Annotated in this window: 19 protein-coding genes; 1 reads left to right on the top strand and 18 read right to left on the bottom strand. The window is 64.6% G+C overall.

From position 1 onward, the window contains the following. Positions 1-74: 74 nt before the first annotated feature. The 12 genes from A9974_RS16625 to A9974_RS16570 form a co-directional block, all read right to left on the bottom strand. A complete protein-coding gene (locus A9974_RS16625) occupies positions 75-932 on the bottom strand; it encodes a helix-turn-helix domain-containing protein (protein WP_370539641.1) in 858 nt (285 codons plus the stop codon). 186 nt (positions 933-1,118) lie between these two features. Then, entirely contained in the window at positions 1,119-1,544 is a 426-nt protein-coding gene (locus A9974_RS16620; RefSeq protein WP_183005274.1) for a F0F1 ATP synthase subunit epsilon, read from the bottom strand. Between the two features lie 9 nt (positions 1,545-1,553). After that, positions 1,554-2,957 carry a F0F1 ATP synthase subunit beta gene (gene atpD / locus A9974_RS16615; protein ID WP_183005273.1) on the bottom strand — a complete coding sequence of 468 codons (1,404 nt, stop codon included), beginning with the start codon at positions 2,955-2,957 and terminating at the stop codon, positions 1,554-1,556. Between the two features lie 42 nt (positions 2,958-2,999). Further along, the gene (gene atpG / locus A9974_RS16610; RefSeq protein WP_183005272.1) at positions 3,000-3,905 is read right to left on the bottom strand and encodes a F0F1 ATP synthase subunit gamma; all 906 of its coding nucleotides are present in this window, start codon (positions 3,903-3,905) and stop codon (positions 3,000-3,002) included. 98 nt (positions 3,906-4,003) lie between these two features. Further along, the gene (gene atpA, locus A9974_RS16605; protein WP_183005271.1) at positions 4,004-5,545 is read right to left on the bottom strand and encodes a F0F1 ATP synthase subunit alpha; all 1,542 of its coding nucleotides are present in this window, start codon (positions 5,543-5,545) and stop codon (positions 4,004-4,006) included. Positions 5,546-5,573: 28 nt separating this feature from the next. Then, positions 5,574-6,113, bottom strand: coding sequence for a F0F1 ATP synthase subunit delta (locus A9974_RS16600; RefSeq protein WP_183005270.1), 540 nt, complete (start codon positions 6,111-6,113; stop codon positions 5,574-5,576). Positions 6,114-6,125: 12 nt separating this feature from the next. Next, the gene (locus A9974_RS16595) at positions 6,126-6,596 is read right to left on the bottom strand and encodes a F0F1 ATP synthase subunit B (protein WP_006227275.1); all 471 of its coding nucleotides are present in this window, start codon (positions 6,594-6,596) and stop codon (positions 6,126-6,128) included. A 143-nt stretch (positions 6,597-6,739) separates the two neighbouring features. Continuing rightward, positions 6,740-6,982 carry a F0F1 ATP synthase subunit C gene (gene atpE / locus A9974_RS16590; RefSeq protein WP_003815363.1) on the bottom strand — a complete coding sequence of 81 codons (243 nt, stop codon included), beginning with the start codon at positions 6,980-6,982 and terminating at the stop codon, positions 6,740-6,742. 117 nt (positions 6,983-7,099) lie between these two features. Then, entirely contained in the window at positions 7,100-7,981 is an 882-nt protein-coding gene (gene atpB, locus A9974_RS16585; RefSeq protein ID WP_183005269.1) for a F0F1 ATP synthase subunit A, read from the bottom strand. Positions 7,982-8,066: 85 nt separating this feature from the next. Continuing rightward, positions 8,067-8,498 carry an ATP synthase subunit I gene (locus tag A9974_RS16580; protein WP_183005380.1) on the bottom strand — a complete coding sequence of 144 codons (432 nt, stop codon included), beginning with the start codon at positions 8,496-8,498 and terminating at the stop codon, positions 8,067-8,069. 540 nt (positions 8,499-9,038) lie between these two features. After that, positions 9,039-10,592: a DUF1254 domain-containing protein gene (locus A9974_RS16575; protein ID WP_183005268.1), complete on the bottom strand. Its 1,554-nt coding sequence runs from the start codon at positions 10,590-10,592 to the stop codon at positions 9,039-9,041. 258 nt (positions 10,593-10,850) lie between these two features. Next, entirely contained in the window at positions 10,851-11,627 is a 777-nt protein-coding gene (locus A9974_RS16570; RefSeq protein ID WP_183005267.1) for an enoyl-CoA hydratase, read from the bottom strand. A gap of 33 nt (positions 11,628-11,660) precedes the next feature. Between A9974_RS16570 and A9974_RS16565 the strand changes: the two genes are divergently transcribed. Beyond that, the gene (locus A9974_RS16565; protein ID WP_183005266.1) at positions 11,661-13,442 is read left to right on the top strand and encodes a M61 family metallopeptidase; all 1,782 of its coding nucleotides are present in this window, start codon (positions 11,661-11,663) and stop codon (positions 13,440-13,442) included. Positions 13,443-13,860: 418 nt separating this feature from the next. Here the strand turns inward: A9974_RS16565 and A9974_RS16560 are convergent, their stop codons facing one another. The 6 genes from A9974_RS16560 to A9974_RS16535 form a co-directional block, all read right to left on the bottom strand. After that, positions 13,861-14,286 carry a hypothetical protein gene (locus tag A9974_RS16560; protein WP_183005265.1) on the bottom strand — a complete coding sequence of 142 codons (426 nt, stop codon included), beginning with the start codon at positions 14,284-14,286 and terminating at the stop codon, positions 13,861-13,863. 291 nt (positions 14,287-14,577) lie between these two features. Then, positions 14,578-15,414 carry a symmetrical bis(5'-nucleosyl)-tetraphosphatase gene (locus A9974_RS16555; RefSeq protein WP_183005379.1) on the bottom strand — a complete coding sequence of 279 codons (837 nt, stop codon included), beginning with the start codon at positions 15,412-15,414 and terminating at the stop codon, positions 14,578-14,580. Continuing rightward, positions 15,411-16,589, bottom strand: a complete 1,179-nt coding sequence (gene lptG / locus A9974_RS16550) for an LPS export ABC transporter permease LptG (RefSeq protein ID WP_183005264.1) — start codon at positions 16,587-16,589, stop codon at positions 15,411-15,413. The genes A9974_RS16555 and lptG overlap by 4 nt, the downstream gene beginning before the upstream one ends. A 92-nt stretch (positions 16,590-16,681) precedes the next feature. Continuing rightward, positions 16,682-17,416 carry a monofunctional biosynthetic peptidoglycan transglycosylase gene (gene mtgA / locus A9974_RS16545; protein ID WP_183005263.1) on the bottom strand — a complete coding sequence of 245 codons (735 nt, stop codon included), beginning with the start codon at positions 17,414-17,416 and terminating at the stop codon, positions 16,682-16,684. 4 nt (positions 17,417-17,420) lie between these two features. Further along, positions 17,421-18,284 (bottom strand): shikimate dehydrogenase, encoded by an 864-nt coding sequence (aroE, locus tag A9974_RS16540; protein ID WP_183005262.1) that lies wholly within the window; start codon positions 18,282-18,284, stop codon positions 17,421-17,423. Then, positions 18,281-19,021: TonB family protein (locus A9974_RS16535; protein WP_183005261.1), on the bottom strand; the 741-nt coding region annotated here is incomplete at its 5' end. The genes aroE and A9974_RS16535, both read right to left, overlap by 4 nt.

Below are 19,021 nucleotides of genomic sequence, written 5' to 3'. Positions count from 1 at the left end.
GGCGTGTCCGCCCGCACACGAGCGTCTTGCCGCGGCGCAAAGGCGGACGCTTTCGCTACAGTCAGGCCCGGCCGCTAGGTGTCATCGCGCTCGGCCCGGCGGCGGTAAGGCGCAGCGTCGATGCCGTGCTTGCGCATCAGCGCCCAGAACGCCCGCCGGTGCTTGCTGGATGCGCGGGCCGCCCGCGCGACGTTGCCCTGGTGGCGCGCCAACGCCAAGCGGATGTAATCGGATTCAAAGCCATCCACCACCCGCGCCTTGGCTTGGCGGAAAGGCTCGTGCGCGCTGCGGTCCGCCTGGTGGCGCAGCCCGGCCAAGCCTTGATGCAGCACCTGCCGCGGCACACGGGGCCGCCGCTCGGGATGCGCAAGGCCGGGCTCGCGCACACCCGCCGGATACACCGGGGCGGTTTCCGCCAATTGCGCGGATGGCGGGCCCCAAGGGGTTCGGCGGGCCAGCCGCCCCAGGCGCACTCTGAGACTTTCCAGGCAGTACGGCGCCGTCATGAAATCGGCCGCGCCCAGCGCAAGCAGATCTTCGATGGCCGGCGCAGTCATATCGTGGACGAACAGCAGCACCGGCGTGGCGAGCGCGCCGCCTGCCTGCTGCAGCGCCATGCGGGTCCAGGCCAGCGAGGCGGGTGCGACGGGCAGGATGCAGTGATCGTAACGACGCAGCCTCACCGCCAGCCGGGCCAGCGCATGGATGTCCGGCCCGTCGGGCGTGCGGCTTGAGACATCGCCGGGTGGCGCCCCGGCGCCGTCCGCCAACCCGCTGCCGGAGGCAGCGCCACCCAAGGCAACGGCGTTGCGCAGCGGCACCAGATGCAGCCGGACCCGCGCCAGGCGGGGTTGGCCGCGCGCGACCCAGTCGCGCATGGCGGTTTCATGGCCAGGGGTGAGCAACACCCCGCAATCGGTGGTTTCTCGCACGCGTTCATCCTCAGGCGGCTGCCTAAAGTTGAAGGCTACTGTTGCAAAAACCGGCCGGCCATTCGTAGCGAACGCAAATCCGCTACCGGCTTACCGAGTCCGTGGGCACCGCAAGTGCATGAAAAAAGCGGCCCGTGGGCCGCTTTTTTCAAGTCCGGGGCGAACCCCGGCGGGCAAACAAACCGCTTAGTGCGACCGGCCGCCTTGGCGCAGCTTGCGCGCCGCGATGGCTTGTGCAGCCAGCATGGCGAGTTCAGCTTCGACAACCGCGATGTCGGCCTTGTCCTTGGCATTGGCCAGGGCCTCTTCGGCGCGCTTGCGCGCTTCCACGGCACGGGCTTCGTCCAGGTCGGCGGCACGAATCGCCGTGTCGGCCAGGACCGTCACGCTGCCCGGCTGCACTTCCAGAATGCCCCCGGCGACGAAGATGTTTTCCTCGCCTTGGTCGGCACGAACGATCTTGACCGTCCCGGGGCGTATGCGCGAAATCAGCGGGGTGTGGCCGGGCAGAATGCCCAGTTCACCCGCTTCGCCAGGCAGCACCACGAACTTCGCCTCACCGGAGAAGATCGCTTCCTCTGCGCTGACGACATCCACATGCAGGGTAGCCATATCGGTTCCTTATTGCAGTTTCTTGGCCTTCTCGAAGGCCTCGTCGATCGAACCGACCATGTAGAAGGCCTGTTCCGGCAGGGAATCGCACTCGCCGTTCACGATCATCTTGAAACCACGGATGGTTTCAGCCAGCGGAACGTACTTGCCGGGCGAGCCCGTGAACACTTCAGCAACGTGGAACGGCTGCGACAGGAAGCGCTGGATCTTACGCGCGCGGGCCACGGCCTGCTTGTCTTCCGGCGACAATTCGTCCATGCCCAGAATCGCGATGATGTCGCGCAGTTCCTTGTAGCGCTGCAGCGTTTGCTGCACGCCACGGGCCACGGCGTAGTGCTCTTCGCCAACGACTTGCGGGTCGAGCTGGCGGCTGGACGAATCCAGCGGGTCCACGGCCGGGTAGATACCCAGCGAAGCGATGTCACGCGACAGCACGACGGTGGAGTCCAAATGCTGGAAGGTCGTGGCAGGCGACGGGTCGGTCAAGTCGTCCGCAGGGACGTACACGGCCTGGATCGAGGTGATCGAGCCGGTCTTGGTCGACGTGATGCGCTCTTGCAGCTTGCCCATTTCTTCAGCCAGCGTGGGCTGGTAGCCCACGGCCGACGGCATACGGCCCAGCAGTGCGGACACTTCGGTACCGGCCAGGGTGTAGCGGTAGATGTTGTCCACGAAGAACAGGATGTCACGGCCTTCGTCACGGAACTTCTCGGCCATCGTCAGGCCGGTCAGTGCCACGCGCAGACGGTTGCCCGGGGGTTCGTTCATCTGACCGAACACCATCGCGACCTTGTCCAGAACGTTCGACTCTTCCATTTCGTGGTAGAAGTCGTTGCCTTCGCGGGTACGCTCACCCACGCCGGCAAACACCGACAAACCGCTGTGCTGCTTGGCGATGTTGTTGATGAGTTCCATCATGTTCACGGTCTTGCCCACGCCGGCGCCGCCGAACAGGCCGACCTTGCCGCCCTTTGCAAACGGGCAGACCAAGTCAATAACCTTGATGCCGGTTTCCAGCAGTTCCACCGACGGCGACAGTTCGTCGAAACGAGGGGCCGATTGGTGGATGCCGCGCTTTTCTTCGTGCTGGATCGGGCCGGCTTCGTCGATGGGACGACCCAGCACGTCCATGATGCGGCCCAGCGTGCCGGTGCCGACCGGCACCGAGATCGGGGCGCCCGTGCCGGTAACCTTCATGCCGCGGCGCAGGCCGTCGCTGGAGCCCAGCGCAATGGTACGCACCACGCCGTCGCCCAGCTGTTGCTGCACTTCCAGCGTCAGGCCCTTTTCGGCGAACGAGGAGGACTCGTCGTCGGCCAGGGTAAGCGCTTCATAAATCTTGGGCATGTGATCGCGGGGGAACTGAATATCCACCACGGCGCCGATGCACTGAACGATGGTTCCGTTGCTCATGTCGATTCCTTGCTTGATAGCTTTAGATGGGAGCTGCCTGCCTTAAACGGCGGCAGCGCCCCCTACGATTTCCGAAATTTCTTTGGTGATCGCGGCCTGACGGGTCTTGTTGTAGACCAGTTGCAGCTCCCCGATGACCTTCTTGGCGTTGTCCGACGCCGCCTTCATGGCGACCATCCGGGCCGACTGCTCCGAAGCCATGTTCTCGGCCACGGCTTGGTACAGCAGGCCTTCAACGTAACGCTGCAGCAGGTCATCGATCACGCTACGGGCGTCGGGTTCGTAGATGTAATCCCAGCTGTAATCCGTTTTCACTTCCGACGTCTTGGCCAGGCTTTCAGCACCCGTCTGGTACGGATCTTCCAAACCGCTCGCCAACGGCAGCAGGCGCAAGAACAGCGGCTCCTGCTTCATCGTGTTGACGAAGCGGGTCGAAGCCACGTACAGCGCGTCGATGCGGCCATCCAGGTAGGCGTCCAGCTGCACCTTGATCGCGCCCAGCAGGCGGTCCAGTTGCGGCTTGTCGCCCAGTTGCACTTCCTGGGAAACCAGTTTGGCGCCGATACGGGTCAGCACACCCACGCCCTTGTTGCCGAAAGCGGTCGCTTGGACGGCGATGCCGTTTTTCTCGAACTCTTTCAGCTTGCCCAACGTCACGCGAGTGATGTTGGTGTTCAAGCCGCCGCACAGACCCTTGTCAGTCGTCACCATGACCACGCCGACCGCTTTGATTTCGCGTTCGACCAGGTACGGGTGGCTGTACTCGGGGTTGGCCTGCATCAGGTGCGCAGCAATCTCGCGCACCTTGGTGGCGTACGGACGACCAGCACGCATCCGTTCCTGCGCCTTGCGCATTTTGGATGCGGCGACCATTTCCATCGCCTTGGTGATCTTGCGCGTGTTTTGCACGCTCTTGATCTTGGTTCGGATTTCCTTAATTCCGGGCATTGCGCTTTCCTGTGAAGACTGGCCGATGGGTTCCGCTCACGCCTCAACCATCCGGTAAGGATGGGTGAGGCGTTGCAGACGCCTAACCCATCACTTTCTTAAAAAGCACCGTGCTTCTTGAATTCCTGAACGGCGGTGGCCAATTCGGCCTCGTCGTCCTTGGACAGTTCCTTGGTGTCTTCGATGCGCTGGATCATGGCCGCATGCTTGGCCTTCAGTTGATCCTTGAGCGACTTCTCGAACGACAGCACTTGAGCCACGTCCACGTCATCCAGGTAGCCGTTGTTGACCGTGTACAGCGTGACGGCCAGTTCCCACACTTGCAGCGGCTGGTATTGCGGCTGCTTGAGCAGTTCGACCACGCGCTTGCCGCGTTCCAGCTGGCGACGGGTCGCGTCGTCCAGGTCGGAAGCGAACTGCGCGAAGGCGGCCAGTTCACGGTACTGCGCCAAGTCGGTACGGATACCGCCGGACAGCTTCTTGACGACCTTGGTCTGCGCAGCGCCACCGACACGCGACACCGAGATACCGGCGTTGATGGCGGGACGGACACCGGCGTTGAACAGGTCGGTTTCCAGGAAGATCTGGCCGTCGGTGATCGAGATCACGTTGGTCGGAACGAAGGCGGACACGTCGCCTGCCTGCGTTTCGATGATCGGCAGCGCGGTCAGCGAACCGGTCTTGCCCTTGACGGCGCCATCGGTGAACTTTTCGACGTAGTCTTCGTTCACGCGGGCAGCACGTTCCAGCAGACGCGAGTGCAGGTAGAACACGTCGCCCGGGTAGGCTTCGCGGCCCGGCGGACGGCGCAGCAGCAGCGACACTTGGCGGTAGGCCCAGGCTTGCTTGGTCAGGTCGTCATAGACGATCAGGGCGTCTTCGCCGCGATCGCGGAAGTATTCGCCCATCGTGCAGCCGGCGTAGGCAGCCAGGTATTGCATGGCGGCCGAGTCCGAAGCCGAAGCGGCCACGACGATGGTGTATTCCATCGCGCCGTGCTCTTCCAGCTTGCGCACCACGTTGTTGATCGTGGAAGCCTTCTGGCCGATAGCGACGTACACGCAGGTGACGCCCTTGCCCTTCTGGCTGATGATGGTGTCGACAGCCACGGCGGTCTTGCCGGTCTGGCGGTCGCCAATGATCAGTTCGCGCTGGCCGCGGCCGATCGGGACCATCGAGTCGATAGCCTTGATGCCGGTTTGCAGCGGTTGCGACACCGAGCGGCGGGCGATAACGCCAGGCGCCACTTTTTCGATGATGTCGGTGGCGCGGGCGTTGACCGGGCCCTTGCCGTCGATCGGCTCGCCCAGCGTGTTGACCACGCGGCCTTTCAGTTCGGGACCAACCGGAACTTCCAGAATGCGGCCGGTCGTCTTGACCTGGTCGCCTTCGGAGATGCCGGTGTAGTCGCCGAGAATAACGGCGCCGACGGAATCGCGCTCAAGGTTGAGCGCCAGACCGAAAACGTTGTTGGGGAATTCGAGCATTTCGCCCTGCATCACATCGGACAAGCCGTGGATGCGGGTAATACCGTCGGTCACGGACACGACGGTGCCCTGAGTACGGACATCAGCCGAAGCGCCCAGGCCCTCGATGCGGCTCTTGAGCAGTTCGCTGATCTCGGAGGGATTGAGTTGCATATTGACTCCTGGAATCCTGTTAGTTGCCTTAAGCGGCGAGCGTATCGCGCATGCGGGCCAATTGGGCTTGTACGGACGTATCGAGCACCTGGTCCCCGACGGCCACGCGCACGCCGCCAATCAACGACTGGTCGACGGTAACGACGGGCTTGAGCTTGAGGCCGAATTTGTGTTCGAGAGCGGTGACCAGTTCTTTGACCTGGGCATCGCTCAATTCGAACGCGCTGGTGATTTCCGCCTGCGCCGTGCCATCGTGACGATTCCGCAGCGCCACGAATTGCGTGGCGATGTCGGGCAGCAGCAGCAGCCGGTCGTTTTCAACCAGCAGCTCGATGAAATTGCGGGCGGCTTGCGGCAAATCGGCCTTGATCAGGCCGGTAAACAGGTCGACGCGCTGCTTGTCACCCAGACGCGGGTCGGCCATGGCCTCGCGCACATCGGGGTTGGAGGCGACCTGCGCCAGCTCGCTGACCAGGTTGGCCCAAACCGGCAAACCGGCCTTGTCGTCGCGCGCGGCGGCGAACAAGGCTTCGGCGTAGGGCCTGGCAACAGTGGAAAGTTCAGCCATGACGGTCCCGGATTAAAGCTGCGCGCGAAGCTGGTTCAGCAGCTCGGCGTGCGCGCGGGCGTCAACCTCGCGCTTGAGGATCTGTTCAGCACCCTTGACAGCCAGCGCGGCAACGTCGTCGCGCAGCGAATCACGGGCGCGCTGGACTTCCTGCGCGGCATCCTGTGCAGCTTGCGCCACGATGCGGGCACGCTCGGCTTCCGCTTCACGGCGGGCCTGCTCGATCAGGGAGGCGGCTTGCTTCTCGGCCTCGATGATGCGGGCGTGGTTTTCGGACTTGGCAGAAGCCTCGATCAGACTGACGCGCGCCTGGGCCTGGGCCAGATCGGCCTTACCCTTCTCGGCGGCGGCAAGGCCGTCGGCGATTTTTTGGCGGCGCTCGTCCATCGCCTTCGTCAGAGGAGGCCACACGAATTTCATCGTGAACCAGCCCAGAACGAAGAACACGAGCATCTGGAAAATGATCGTCGCGTTCAGATTCACGGTCGTTCCTTTAACACCTTGCGGCTCCGACGGCACCCGGGAGGGGCAACGCGAAGCACTCGATACTTTGCTGACCGGCGACGGGGGCTCGTGCCCACATCGCCGCCAGCGTCATGACCCGCCTTTTCGCCGGCGGGCGTGCCTTAGCCGACGAACGGGTTGGCGAAGGCGAACAGCATGGCGATACCCACGCCGATCAGGAATGCCGCGTCGATCAGGCCAGCCAGCAGGAACATCTTCGTTTGCAGAGCGTTCATCAGTTCAGGCTGACGAGCCGAGGCTTCCAGATATTTGCCGCCCATCAGTGCGATGCCGATGCAAGCGCCGATAGCGCCCAGACCGATGATAAGACCGCAAGCGAGAGCAACGAAAGCGACGTTGGTCATGACAACTCCTTGGTTAGAAATCTGAAGTCAAAAAATAAAAAATGAGGGTACTGCTCAATGCAAGAGGATCTTGCTATCCAGCGCCGGCCGGGTGGCCGACGCCGGAAATTCGGGGGATCAGTGGCCTTCGTGGGCCTGGCCGAGATACACCAGGGTCAGCATCATGAAGATGAAGGCCTGGAGCAGGACGATCAGGATGTGGAAGATTGCCCAGATCGAACCGGCCAGCACGTGGCCGATTCCCAAGCCGATGCTCGAACCGTTAAAGCCGGTCCAGGCGCCGCCCAAGAGGGCGATCAGCATGAAAATCAGTTCGCCGGCGAACATGTTGCCGAACAACCGCATGCCCAGCGACACGGACTTGGCGGCGTATTCGATCAGGTTCAGCAGCAGGTTGAACGGGGCCAGCACGACGGCGCCAATGCCGTGCGCATGGAACGGCGCGGTGAACAGTTCTTTGACGAAACCGCCCGGGTGCTTGATCTTGATGCCGTAATAGAACATCAGCAGCAGCACGCCCAGCGACATGCCCATGGGCACATTCAGGTCGGCGGTGGGCAGCACGCGGTGGTAGTAGAGGGGGTCGCCGTGGTGCGCGCCCAGGCCGGTCCAGCGCCAGATCGACGGCAGCAGGTCGACGGGCAGCAAGTCCAGCGCGTTCATCAGGATGATCCAGAGGAACACGGTGAGCGCGAGCGGAGCGATGAAAAGGCGGCTCTTGGCGTTGTGGACGATGCCCTTGGCCTGGTCGTCGACCATGTCGACGATCATTTCCACGAAGGCCTGGAAGCGGCCCGGAACGCCGGCGGTCGCACGGCTGGCGGCGCGCCACAGGAAGAAGATGACGATCAGACCCGTCAGGCCGGACCAGAACAACGAGTCGTAATTGATGATGTCGAACTGAGCAATTGCGCTCTGTTTCTCGCCCGTATTGTTCAGATGCACCAAGTGATGCTGAATATACGCGGACTGAGGCGACACGTCGCTGGCAGCAGCCATTTGAATCCTACCCTATTTGCTGTATGCCCAGCCCTTGCGAGCTGGACGATTCCACGATTCTGTTTGCCGTAAATTTCCCGGCGCGCTATGACAACTTGCGGAACATCAAAAGCAGGAGATATCCCTTCAAGGTGAGTATCAGACCGAGCAGCGCGGCAGGCCAGACGAGCGTGTCCTGCGCCACATGCGAAAGCAGCCACAACAGCAATGCCGTTGCGAACAGCTTGATCAACTCACCAGAGAGAAAGGTAAAGGGACTGGCTTTACCGGCCCGAACACTGACAGCCAGGCGCAATGCGAACAACGCATTGGGTATGAAATACGCTCCTGCCCCCGCCAGCGCCGACCAACCTGCCGCCGCCCCTCCGACACCCCCCGCTATTACTGCTGCTGCGAGCCCCATGGCGCCTTGCGCCACCAGCGCCAACAAGAGACCACGGCCTGCTTGAGCATTCAGCGCCGCGCGATCCGCGTCACTGAGCACCAGCACCCGGTCCGCCGGATCCTGACTCGCCAGAACCTGGCGCGCTTCGTCCTGTTGCGGCAATGGTTGCGGTTGTTTCCGCTCTTGCCGCGCAGGTTCGTGCCGCACTGTGTTCTGCTGCATCAAACTTCCCCGCGTGATTCCCTGGTGGGCCCTCTGGTGGACCTGCCCATAAGCGCTATTGAAAAACGCCCGGCAAGCCCCACGTAGTTACCCACGTAGTTACAAGCCCAACCTTACAAGCCCAACCTTGTCTCTTGTCCCCGCTTCTTCTAGAACCGGGGCCTGTAGCTATTCGCCCGGCCCCTGACTCTTATCCCGCAAGCGTCAAACCCGCAGAGTATAGCGTGATTCTTTTTGCACGAGCAAATGAACTTTCGGGGGTTTGTAAGGTGACAACAAGCGGGCCAGAACGGCGCCGCGCGCCAGGAAATTAGGGACGCGAATGGCCGGCCGAATCCGGTGCCGCGCGCGCCCCTGACCCGGCACCTGCGCAAAAAGAAAGCGGCCCCGACGAGGGGCCGCTGGCACGTTGGCCGGCGCCATCTTGCGACGGCGCCGATGCGCGCGGGATCAGTCTTCCTTGACCGGCGGCGGCGCCCACTGGCCGTCCAGCGCGGTGCCCTGCGGCCAATACAGACGCATGCTCAACAGGAACGGACCTTCGGTGGCCGGGCTGGCGATCCAGTTCGAGCGCTTGCGCTCGCCGGGATCGCGGCGCTGGATGTAGATGTCCAGCGAACCGTCGGCGTTGTACTTCAGGCCGTCGGTGCTGCGCAGCACGTAGCGGTTGGCCGGATTCTCGGCAAAGCCATGCTTGTCGTTATAGACATGCAGGGACCAGAACGCGTTGACGGGCGGCAATTGGCCCTTGTCGAAGTGCAGCACGTAGTCTTCGTTCGAGGTGAGCGCGCGGCCCTTCGAGTCGCGAGCCGTGACCGGATAGAGCACGTCCTGCGGCGTGGGCGCGCCCAAGCCCGCATAGGCGATGGCGGCGCGGCGCGTGTAGTCCGTGCCGTAGGTGCCGATGCCCGACAGCACGGTGCTCCAGCCGTTGATCGGCGTGGCCAGGTGCGACACGCTGTCGGCGATGCGGCGGCCGGCCAGCGGCTGCGCGTCAGTCAGGGCCTGCTGCACGGTTGGGCTCAAGCGGCCATACGAGAACGGCTGGCGGCCATCCAGGCCGATGCGGCGCATGCGGTCCAGGATAGGCGTGTCGTTGGCATGCGGCGGGTTGTTGCGCAGCACGTCGAAGAACAGCGTGAAGAACGAGGCCGCGTCCATGGCCGCGACCTGTTCGGCCGGCGAGCCTTCGATGACGTTCACGGGCATCGGCATGGGCACGTCGCTGCCGATGGGCGCGGTGCCGACGCCAGGGCCGGTCTGCGGGTACGGCGTGGTGGAGCCGCGCGTGCGGCCCGGCAGCGGCGCGGCAGCCGGCGCCACCAGCGGGGCGGCCGTCATGTTGGCCTGGATCTGGTTCACGGCCGCGTAGTCTTGCGGACCGTTGGCCTGGGTCCAGCCGATCAGCCAGCCGGTGGACGTGGGGCTGCGGATCATGTCGACGCCCGGCGGCAGCGTGCCCTGCCAGTTCGGACCGACGATGGCGAACGATTGCGGGCCCGGGCCATTGGTGCGCGTGCCGCGCGAGGCGAACACGTCGCTCCACATGTCCAGCGCCGACAGCACGCTGTAGCGGTTGCCGGTATCAGGCAGGCGCACGATCAACGGCGCGCGCGAGACGTCGAACCACAGGCTGGAATACAGCGCATCGGCGCTCGGCCACGGCGTGTCGGACGCGCGCGGGTCGGGGAACGCGGCCTTGTGGCCGAACTGGTTCACCGGCGCCTTGCCGTCCAGCGGCGACTGCACCGCGGTGGCCTTGCGGCGCGCCAGCTCCATCAGCACCATGGGATAGGCGTAGACGTAGGCGTCGATCGCGGTTTCGCGCAGCTCCTGCGCGTTCACTTGCGGCGCGGGCGCGGCGGCCGCGGGGTAAGGCGTTTCGGACACCAGCCGCATCGACGGCCGCGGTGATTGGGCTTGCGTAGCGGTCACGAAGCAGACGCTCAGGGCGCCCGCGAGCGCGGCGGCGGACCACCGGCGATTAAAAGGGGAAGTACGCATGCAAGGCTCCTTGTTGCTATTGTTTGCAGGCGAGCCGCCGCGCGTGGGCTTACCAGTTCGGGCAAGCCTCTCTGGCGCGGCACCTCTTTGTGATGACGCCCGATCAGGATAGGACCGATCACTGCAACAAGGTGCAGCCCAAAGGTTTCAAGGCGCAACGATCGCCTGTGCCGCCGCCGCATGTAAAAACGCGCCCGGGCGGGGCGCGTGAGGTCTTTCAGGAGCCCGTCCGGCAAGCCGGCGCGGACGTAACAAGAATTAACGGTGTTTAAAGTCCGGTTTACGCTTTTCGGTAAAGGCAGCCATGCCTTCCTTCTGGTCGTCGGTGGCGAACAGCGAATGGAACACGCGGCGCTCGAACAGCAGGCCTTCGTTGAGCGAGCCTTCAAAGGCGCGGTTGACGCATTCCTTGGCCATCATGACCGAAGGCAGCGACATCGAAGCGATGACGGTGGCCGCGTCCAGGGCCTCTTCCATCAGCTTATCGGCCGCGACCACGCGCGACACCAGACCGGCGCGCTCGGCTTCCTCGGCACCCATCATGCGAGCGGTCAGGGCCAGGTCCATGGCCTTGGCCTTGCCGACCGCGCGCGGCAGGCGCTGCGTGCCGCCCGCGCCGGGGATGACGCCCAGCTTGATTTCGGGCTGGCCGAACTTGGCCGTGTCCGCGGCGATGATGATGTCGCACATCATGGCCAGTTCGCAGCCGCCGCCCAGGGCATAACCGGCCACCGCGGCGATCACGGGCTTTTTGATGCGCTTGAGGGTTTCCCAGTTGCGCGTGATGTATTCGCCGTTGTAGACATCCATGTACGACCAGTCTTTCATCGCGCCGATGTCGGCGCCGGCGGCGAAGGCCTTTTCGCTGCCGGTAATGACCACCGCGCCGATACCCGCGTCGGCTTCGAAAGCCAGCAGCGCCGCCCCGAGCTCATCCATCAGTTGATCGTTGAGCGCGTTGAGCGCCTTGGGGCGGTTCAGCGTCAGCAGACCGACACGGCCGCGGGTTTCGACCAGCACAAACGACTCGCTCATTGAATGTCTCCAGAGGGAAGGATGAAATAAGATATGCGCATGGATAAAACCGATGCTTTCCCCGTACTTTACCGCCTCGCGCCCCATGACCCGGCCGGACACCGCTACCGGATAACCCTAACCGTCCAGACGCCCTCGCCGGACGGCCAGCGGCTGTCGTTGCCCGCCTGGATTCCGGGCAGCTACCTGATCCGCGATTTCTCGCGCCAGATCGAATCGCTGACGGCGTATTCGGGCAACCGGCGCGTGCTTGTCGACAAAATAGACAATCACACCTGGCAGGCCGCGCCTTGCGACGGACCGCTGCGGGTGGAGTATTCGGTGTACGCCTGGGACCTGTCGGTGCGCGGCGCCCACCTGGATGAAACGCATGGCTTTTTCAACGGCACCAGCGTGTTCCTGCGGGTGCATGGGCAAGATCACCTGCCCTGTCTGATGGACTTGGCGCCGCCGCGCGGCATCGATGGCTGGAAGGTTTACACCAGCCTGCCGCAAGCCCGCGGCCATCAGGGCGCGGCGCGGCGTCACGGCTTCGGCCGCTACCTGGCGCCCGACTACGACGCGCTGATCGACCATCCGGTGGAGATGGGCACGCCGCAAGTGGCCAGCTTCACCGCCCACGGTGCAGAGCACGAGCTGGTATTCACGGGCGTGGCGCCCAACCTGGACCTGGCGCGCATCACGGACGATGTGCGCAAGATCTGCGAAACGCAGATCGCCTTTTTCGAACCGCGCAGCAAGCGCGCGCCGTTCCTGGACAGCGCCGACCGCTACGTGTTCATGACGATGGTGACGGGCGACGGCTACGGCGGGCTGGAACATCGCGCCAGCACGGCGCTGATGACGGCGCGCAAGGATCTGCCGGTGCTGGGCCAGCAAGGCCAGGGCGAAGGCTACCGGGGCTTCCTGGGGCTGGTCAGCCACGAGTATTTCCACACCTGGAACGTGAAGCGGATCAAGCCGCAGGCGTTCGTGCCCTACGACCTGTCGCAGCCGGACCTGTCGCGGCTGCTGTGGGTGTTCGAGGGCTTCACGTCCTACTACGACGATCTGCTGCTGCTGCGTTCAAACGCGATCACGCAGAACGATTATCTGCGGCTGCTGGCCAAGACGATCACGAGCGTGGCGCGCACGCCGGGTCGCCACAAGCAATCGGTGGCGGAAAGTTCGTTCGATGCCTGGACGCGCTATTACAAGCAGGATGAGAATTCACCGAATGCGCTGGTCAGCTACTACACCAAGGGCGCGCTGGTGGCGCTGGGGCTGGATCTCCTGATCCGCCAGGAATCGTCCGGGGCGTATTCGCTGGATGATGTGATGCGCTTGCTGTGGCAGCGCTATGGGCGGGATTTCTATCGCGGCAAGCCGCAAGGGCTGCCGGAAGATGGGCTGCCCGGGTTGATCAAGGAGGCGACCGGGGTGGATACGCGGCGGTTCATCGCCCGCCATGCGTATGGGATGGCGGATGTGCCGCTGGCCGAACTGCTGGCGCCGCATGGGATCAAGGTGCAATGGAAAGCTTCCGCGAATATTCCTTCCCTGGATGTGCGCACGCGCAAGCAAGGGGACTCGTTGGTGCTGGCTACCGTGCTTGAGGGTGGCGCTGGACATAAAGGCGGCTTGTCGGCGGGGGATGTGCTGGTGGCTATCGACGGGTTGAAGGTCGAGGGGCCGGCGGGGGTCGAGGTGTTGTTGGGGCAGTACCGGGCTGGCGACCGCGTCGATGTGCATGTATTCAGGCGGGACGAGTTGAGGATGTTTACTGTCAGATTGGCTGCGCCTGAAGCGTTGGATTGTGTGTTGACTGTGGGGTGAGTTTTTTTTGGTCTTTTTGAAGGGCTCTTCTTTGGAAGGGCTCTTTGCTATTGGGGGTGGGGTTCTTGAGCCGCGCGTGACGGGGCAGGCGGGTGAGGGCGGGGCTACGATTGCGGTCCGGAGCCTTCGCTCCGGACTGCCCCGTTGTCATCCTCGTCCGCCTTCGGCTCCCTTCGGATTCCCTCGGGCGCATCTAACGCCCCGCCCACCCCACCCCGACACCGCCACGCGCTGTTGATGAGGCTTAGCGGCGGACGCTGGGGCGGTCGGTGTGCTTGGCGTGTTGGCCACGGTCAGCGGGGTATGGAGGAGGGTGCGGTGCCCGCTTCGTGCCGGCCGCGCGGGCGGCCTTACGAAGCTTACGCGTCGTCTTGCGCAATCGGATGCCGCTGTCGCGTGTGGGTGGCAGGGCGGGTTTTCAGGAGCGGACGCTGCTGGTTTGTGGTGGCAACGTTGGGGGAGGCTGAGGTTCATCGTGGGCGCTATTTTCAATGATGAAATGGCGCTCAAGTTCATCGTCGGCGCTGTTCCCCACGATGAAATGGCGCTCAACCGACCCAGGCCCTCTAGCGGCGCGGCTACCGTGATGTTCCACGCTACCGCGCAGCGCCGGATGGGCGGCGCGCGCGGGGGTGTACATGCGCAAGCCAGTGCCTGTCGCGCCGCCCATCACCGCCCCTCCCCTCGACGTGCGACCCAATAGAAAACGAATCGCCACCAGCGCGAAGCGCACCCCCAACATAGTCAGCAACATGAATGCCAAACGTGGCCGCCCGCGCGGCCGCGGCTTGGCGGCCTTGCAGATTTCATTCCCTGACCACAGCTCCAGCAGCGCGACAAGCACAGCAAACCGTAGCCTGTCGCGGGGGTGGCTTGCGGAGTGGGCAACCTCGATGCGCCCGAGGGAATCTGAAGGCAGGCGCCGGAGGCGACAACGAAGATGACGAAGGGGAAGTCCGGCGCCCGCGCGCCGGACCGCAATCGTGGGCGCCCACTCCGCAAGCCACCCCCGCGACGGGCGACCTACGAAGCCCAAACGCCACAAGCCACAAGCAACAAGTCACAAGCAACAAGTCACAAGCAACAAGTCACAAGCAACAAGCAAGACCCCGTCAACCAGCAACCCGAAGAAAAATCACTCCGACATCGGATCCTGAAACTGCGAACACTTGATCTGCACCAGCTTGCGATCCTGCAACCGTAAGGCCGTCAACGCCCCACCCCACACGCAGCCTGTATCCAGGCAAATCACGTCCGGCCGCTGCATCAACCCCAGCGTGGACCAATGTCCGAAAACCGTTGTGACGTTTTTCGTCGCCCGGTTCGGCACATCGAACCATGGCACCAGCCCGGCCGGCCATGCGCCGGGCGTTACCTTCGTTGCGAATTCCATGTGGCCGTTTGGTGTGCACAGGCGGATGCGGGTCAACGCATTGATGATCACGCGCATCCGCTTGCCGCCCTTGTGGTCTTCCTTCCACGTCGACGGCTCGTTGCCGTACATTTTTTGCAGCGCCTTCTGCCATTGCGGGCCGCGCAACGCGTCCTGGACCTCGGCGGCCAGCGACAGCGTCTTGGCCACGTCCCATTTTGCCAGCGTGCCCGCGTGCACCATCAGGTGGTCGTGCTCGAAATGGGCCAGCGGGCGCGAGCGCAGCCAGTCGATCAGGTCGGCTGAGTCCGGCGCGCGCAGGATTTCGTCGAGCGTGTCCGACTTTGACGGCTTGCGCACCCCGGCGGCCGCGGCCAGCAGATGCAGGTCGTGGTTGCCCAGTACCACCGTCGCGCGGTCACCCAGATCGATAATGCGGCGCAGCGTTGCCAGCGATTGCGGGCCGCGGTTCACCAGATCCCCGGCGAACCAGAAACGCGACTTGGGGTCGCCCACCAGTTCGGGATGGGACAGCAAGCGATCCAACGGCGAGCAGCAACCTTGCACGTCGCCGATCATCCAGATACTGCTGCTGTTCATGCGGGACTCTTGCTCCAGGGCCAACGCTGTTGGACGAGACGGGTAATGGTGTGGCGGTATTCCATGTAGCTCATGGCGCCCAGTGCCAAGGCCATGGCCCCGATATTCGGGCCCAGGGCGGTCAGCCAGGGCGGCCACTTGCCCAGCATGCCTACGTTCAGCGCCAGCTGGTTCAGCATGAAAAAGCCTACGCCCAGCAAGATGCCGATGAAGACCTTGGCGCCCACGCCGCCGCGGCGCGTCTGCATCAGCCCGATCGGGGCGGCGATGGTGATCATCACCAGCAGCGTGAACGGATATGCCAGTTTGCGCCACAACGCGACGACCTGTCGACCATATTGCAGCTGGTTGTTGCGCAAATAATCCACATAATCGAGCAGCGTCACGATCGACATGCGCTCTGGGGTCAGCACCCGGGCCAGCAGGCGTTCGGCGCTGAGCGTGGTGTCGACCGTGCGCTCGGGCACCTTCACCACCGTTGCCGGCGGATTCTTCGGCGGGCGGGCATTGGCCAGGGCGTCGGCGGCCTCGTCGTCCAGGCGCGTTTCGGCCACGTCCTTCAGGACCAGGTCGCCGTGAGCGAACAGGCCGGTGGGGGCGGTGGACAGCACCGACAGCGTCAGGTCTTTCTTGAATTCGTACAGCGTGACGCCCGTGACCTGGCCGTCGCCCTTGAGTTCGGCGATGTTGATGATGCGGGTGCCGCCGTTGGCGGTGGGTTCCTTGAACCAGTAGCCGCTATTCAGGCGGTCGCCGCCGGCCTTGCCGCGGAACAGCAGGTTGGCCTCGCCGGATTTGATCTCGGCCCAAGGGGTGACGTATTCGGACAGCAGCGCCGCGCCGATCATCAGCGGGATGGTGACGATCCAGAGCATGCGCAGCAGCCGCATGCCGCTGACGCCCGACACCCGCAGGATCACCAGCTCGTTACGCTGGGCCAGGCCGGCCAGCGCCAGAATGGCCCCGATCAAGAGGCCGATGGGCAGCAGGTCGTAAAGACGGGTGGGGATGGCCAGCGCCTGCATGTACAGCAGGGCCATCATGGAGAACTTGTCGCCCACGTTGTCCAGGTCGTCCACCAGCGCGAAAAACGTGAAAAGGCCCAGCAGGGCCATAAGGACCACTGCACAAGAGCGATAGATCTCGCGGGCCAGGTAGCGACGTGCGGTACGCATGAAAAAGGGCGAAGGAGCGCTAAACGTGAAAGCTTAACAAATCCCGCCGGTCAAGGTGGGCGGGAGCCTCGGGAATCGGTCGGTTTCTGGTGTCAGGGGATGTCCACCATCTGCATCCGCCGGGTCAGGGTATAGACGCGGGAGTTCAGGTAGTTGGAGTTGCGATGACTGTCATAGAAGCGCGGGTTGGGCAGCATCGCCGCCAGCCGGGCCGATTGGCTGGCCCCCAGGCTGGCCGCCGGCACGTTGAAATAATGCTTGGCCGCCGCCTGGGCGCCGAACACGCCCACGCCCCATTCCGCCACGTTCAGGTACAGCTCCAGGATGCGTTCCTTGGTCATGACGTGTTCGATCATGTAGGTCAGCACCAGTTCCTGGCCCTTGCGGACGTAACTGCGGGAACTGGACAGGAACAGGTTCTTGGCCAGCTGCTGGGTGATGGTGGAGCCCCCGCGCATCTTGCTGCGGCCGGCCTCTTCCTGCTTCTGGTTGTATTCCCAGGCTTTGCGGATGGCGTCCCATTCGACGCCGTCGTGCTCGGTGAAATTGGAGTCTTCGGACGCCACCACCGCCAGTTTCAGGCTGCGGTTGATCTTGTCGTAGGGCACCCATTCGTATTTCAGGCGGAAATCGGCGTTGCCGTCGCGCAGCCGGGCCAGTTCCTCGCGCATCACGGCGCTGCTGCCGGGGTTCTGGTACTTGTACCAGACCACCAGTCCGAACAGCCAGAACTGGTATAGCAGCACCGCGCACACCAGCGCCATCAACACGCCGGTGATGATCCGGAACCAGGAGCGGCGCTTGCCGCTCTTGCCGCGGGCGGCCATGGCGTCAGGTTCCGGCCATCAGCGCCTCGCGCAGCGCTGCCAGCACGGGGGCCGGGTCGGGCCGCACGCCGTGCCAGATGAAGAAGCTCTCGGCCGCCTGGCCCACCAGCATGCCCAGGCCGTCGGCGCTCAGGGCGGCGCCGTCCCGACCGGCCTGGCGCATGAAGGCGGTGGGCTGGGCGCCGTACATCATGTCGTAGGCGGCGGCGCCCGGGGCGTACAGGCCCGCAGGCAGGTCGGGGGCGGCGTCCTGCAGGCCGCTAGCGGTGGCGTTGACCACCAGGTTCCAGCCGCCGGGCAGGGCCGCGTCGGCCAGGCCGCCGGCGGTGACGCGGGTCTGGGGCTCTACGCCGGTTCCGCGCCAGCTTTCCGCCAGCTCCAGCGCCCGGGCGGCGGTGCGGTTGACGATGTGGATGCGGGCGCAGCCGGCCTGGGCCAGGGGCTGCAGCACCCCGCGGGCGGCGCCGCCGGCGCCCACCAGCAGCACCGACGCGCCGGTCAGGCGCACGCCCAGGCGCAGCAGGTCGGACACCAGGCCCACGCCGTCGGTATTGCAGCCGTGCCAGGCGCCGTCGCGCCAGGACAGGGTGTTGACGGCCCCGGCCAGCCGGGCGCGGCTGGACAGGTGGCCCGAGGCCAGCGCGTAGGCGTCCAGCTTGAAGGGCACGGTCACGTTCAGCCCCAGGCCGCCCTCGGCGGCAAAGGCCGCCACGGCCTCGTTGAACCCGTCCACCGGCGCCAGCAGGCGCTCGTAGGTGAGCGGCTTGCCGGTCTGCTGCGAAAACAGGGTGTGGATCTGCGGCGAACGGCTGTGCGCGATGGGGTTGCCGATGACGGCGTAGCGGGCAAGAGGGGTTGCCTCGGTCATGGGGCTTCGGTTTCCAGGGTGTCGTTGACGAAATGCCAGGTGCGGGTGATGACCAGCACGTCGGTGTCGCGGGCGATGTCGGGCGGGAACGGCGGGAACGGCGCGGCCAGCTGCACGATGCGGCGGGCGGCCTGGTTCAGCACGGCGTGCGGCGACGGCTGGTCGATGTCGACGCCGGCGATGCTGCCGTCGGCGCGCACCGACACGGTGATGCGCAGCGATCCGTAGATGCGGCCGCGGGCTTCTTCCGGGTAGTGCTGGGTGCCCACGGCTTCGATGCGGGTGCGCCAGGCGTCCAGGTAGGCGGCATAGCGCGAGGCCTCGGCCGAGGGCGCCACGAACTGCTTGCGCGGTTCGGCGCTGTATTGCTGGACCTTGGCAGCCAGGGCGGCGATCTGGGCGTTCTGGATGACGCTGGCCTGGTCCTGGGCGTCCTGCCCGCGGTCGTTGCCGTCGGGCCAGGGGTTGACGGCCTGACGCTCGACGCCGGCCTTGTCGGCAGCGCGCAGCTGGGTCATCAGGCGGGTCTGTTCGGCTTCGAGCTGGACCTGGCGGCGGCGCATGGCCTCCAGCACGATGGTCTCGGCGGACGCGCCGGTCTGGGGCAGCGGGGTGGTGGACAGGCCGCGTTCGGCATTGCCGCCTCCGCTCATCTGGTTCTGCGCCTGGGCGCGGGGGGTATCGGGGGGTGTTTCGCTGCGGGCATTCAGCAGCAGCACTTCCAGGCTGGCCGCCGG

Source organism: Achromobacter sp. UMC71, from assembly GCF_014170305.1.
Classification (GTDB): domain Bacteria; phylum Pseudomonadota; class Gammaproteobacteria; order Burkholderiales; family Burkholderiaceae_B; genus Achromobacter.
The sequence above is the reverse complement of the archived record's forward strand: the minus strand, read 5'-3'. Positions and strand labels throughout refer to the sequence as shown.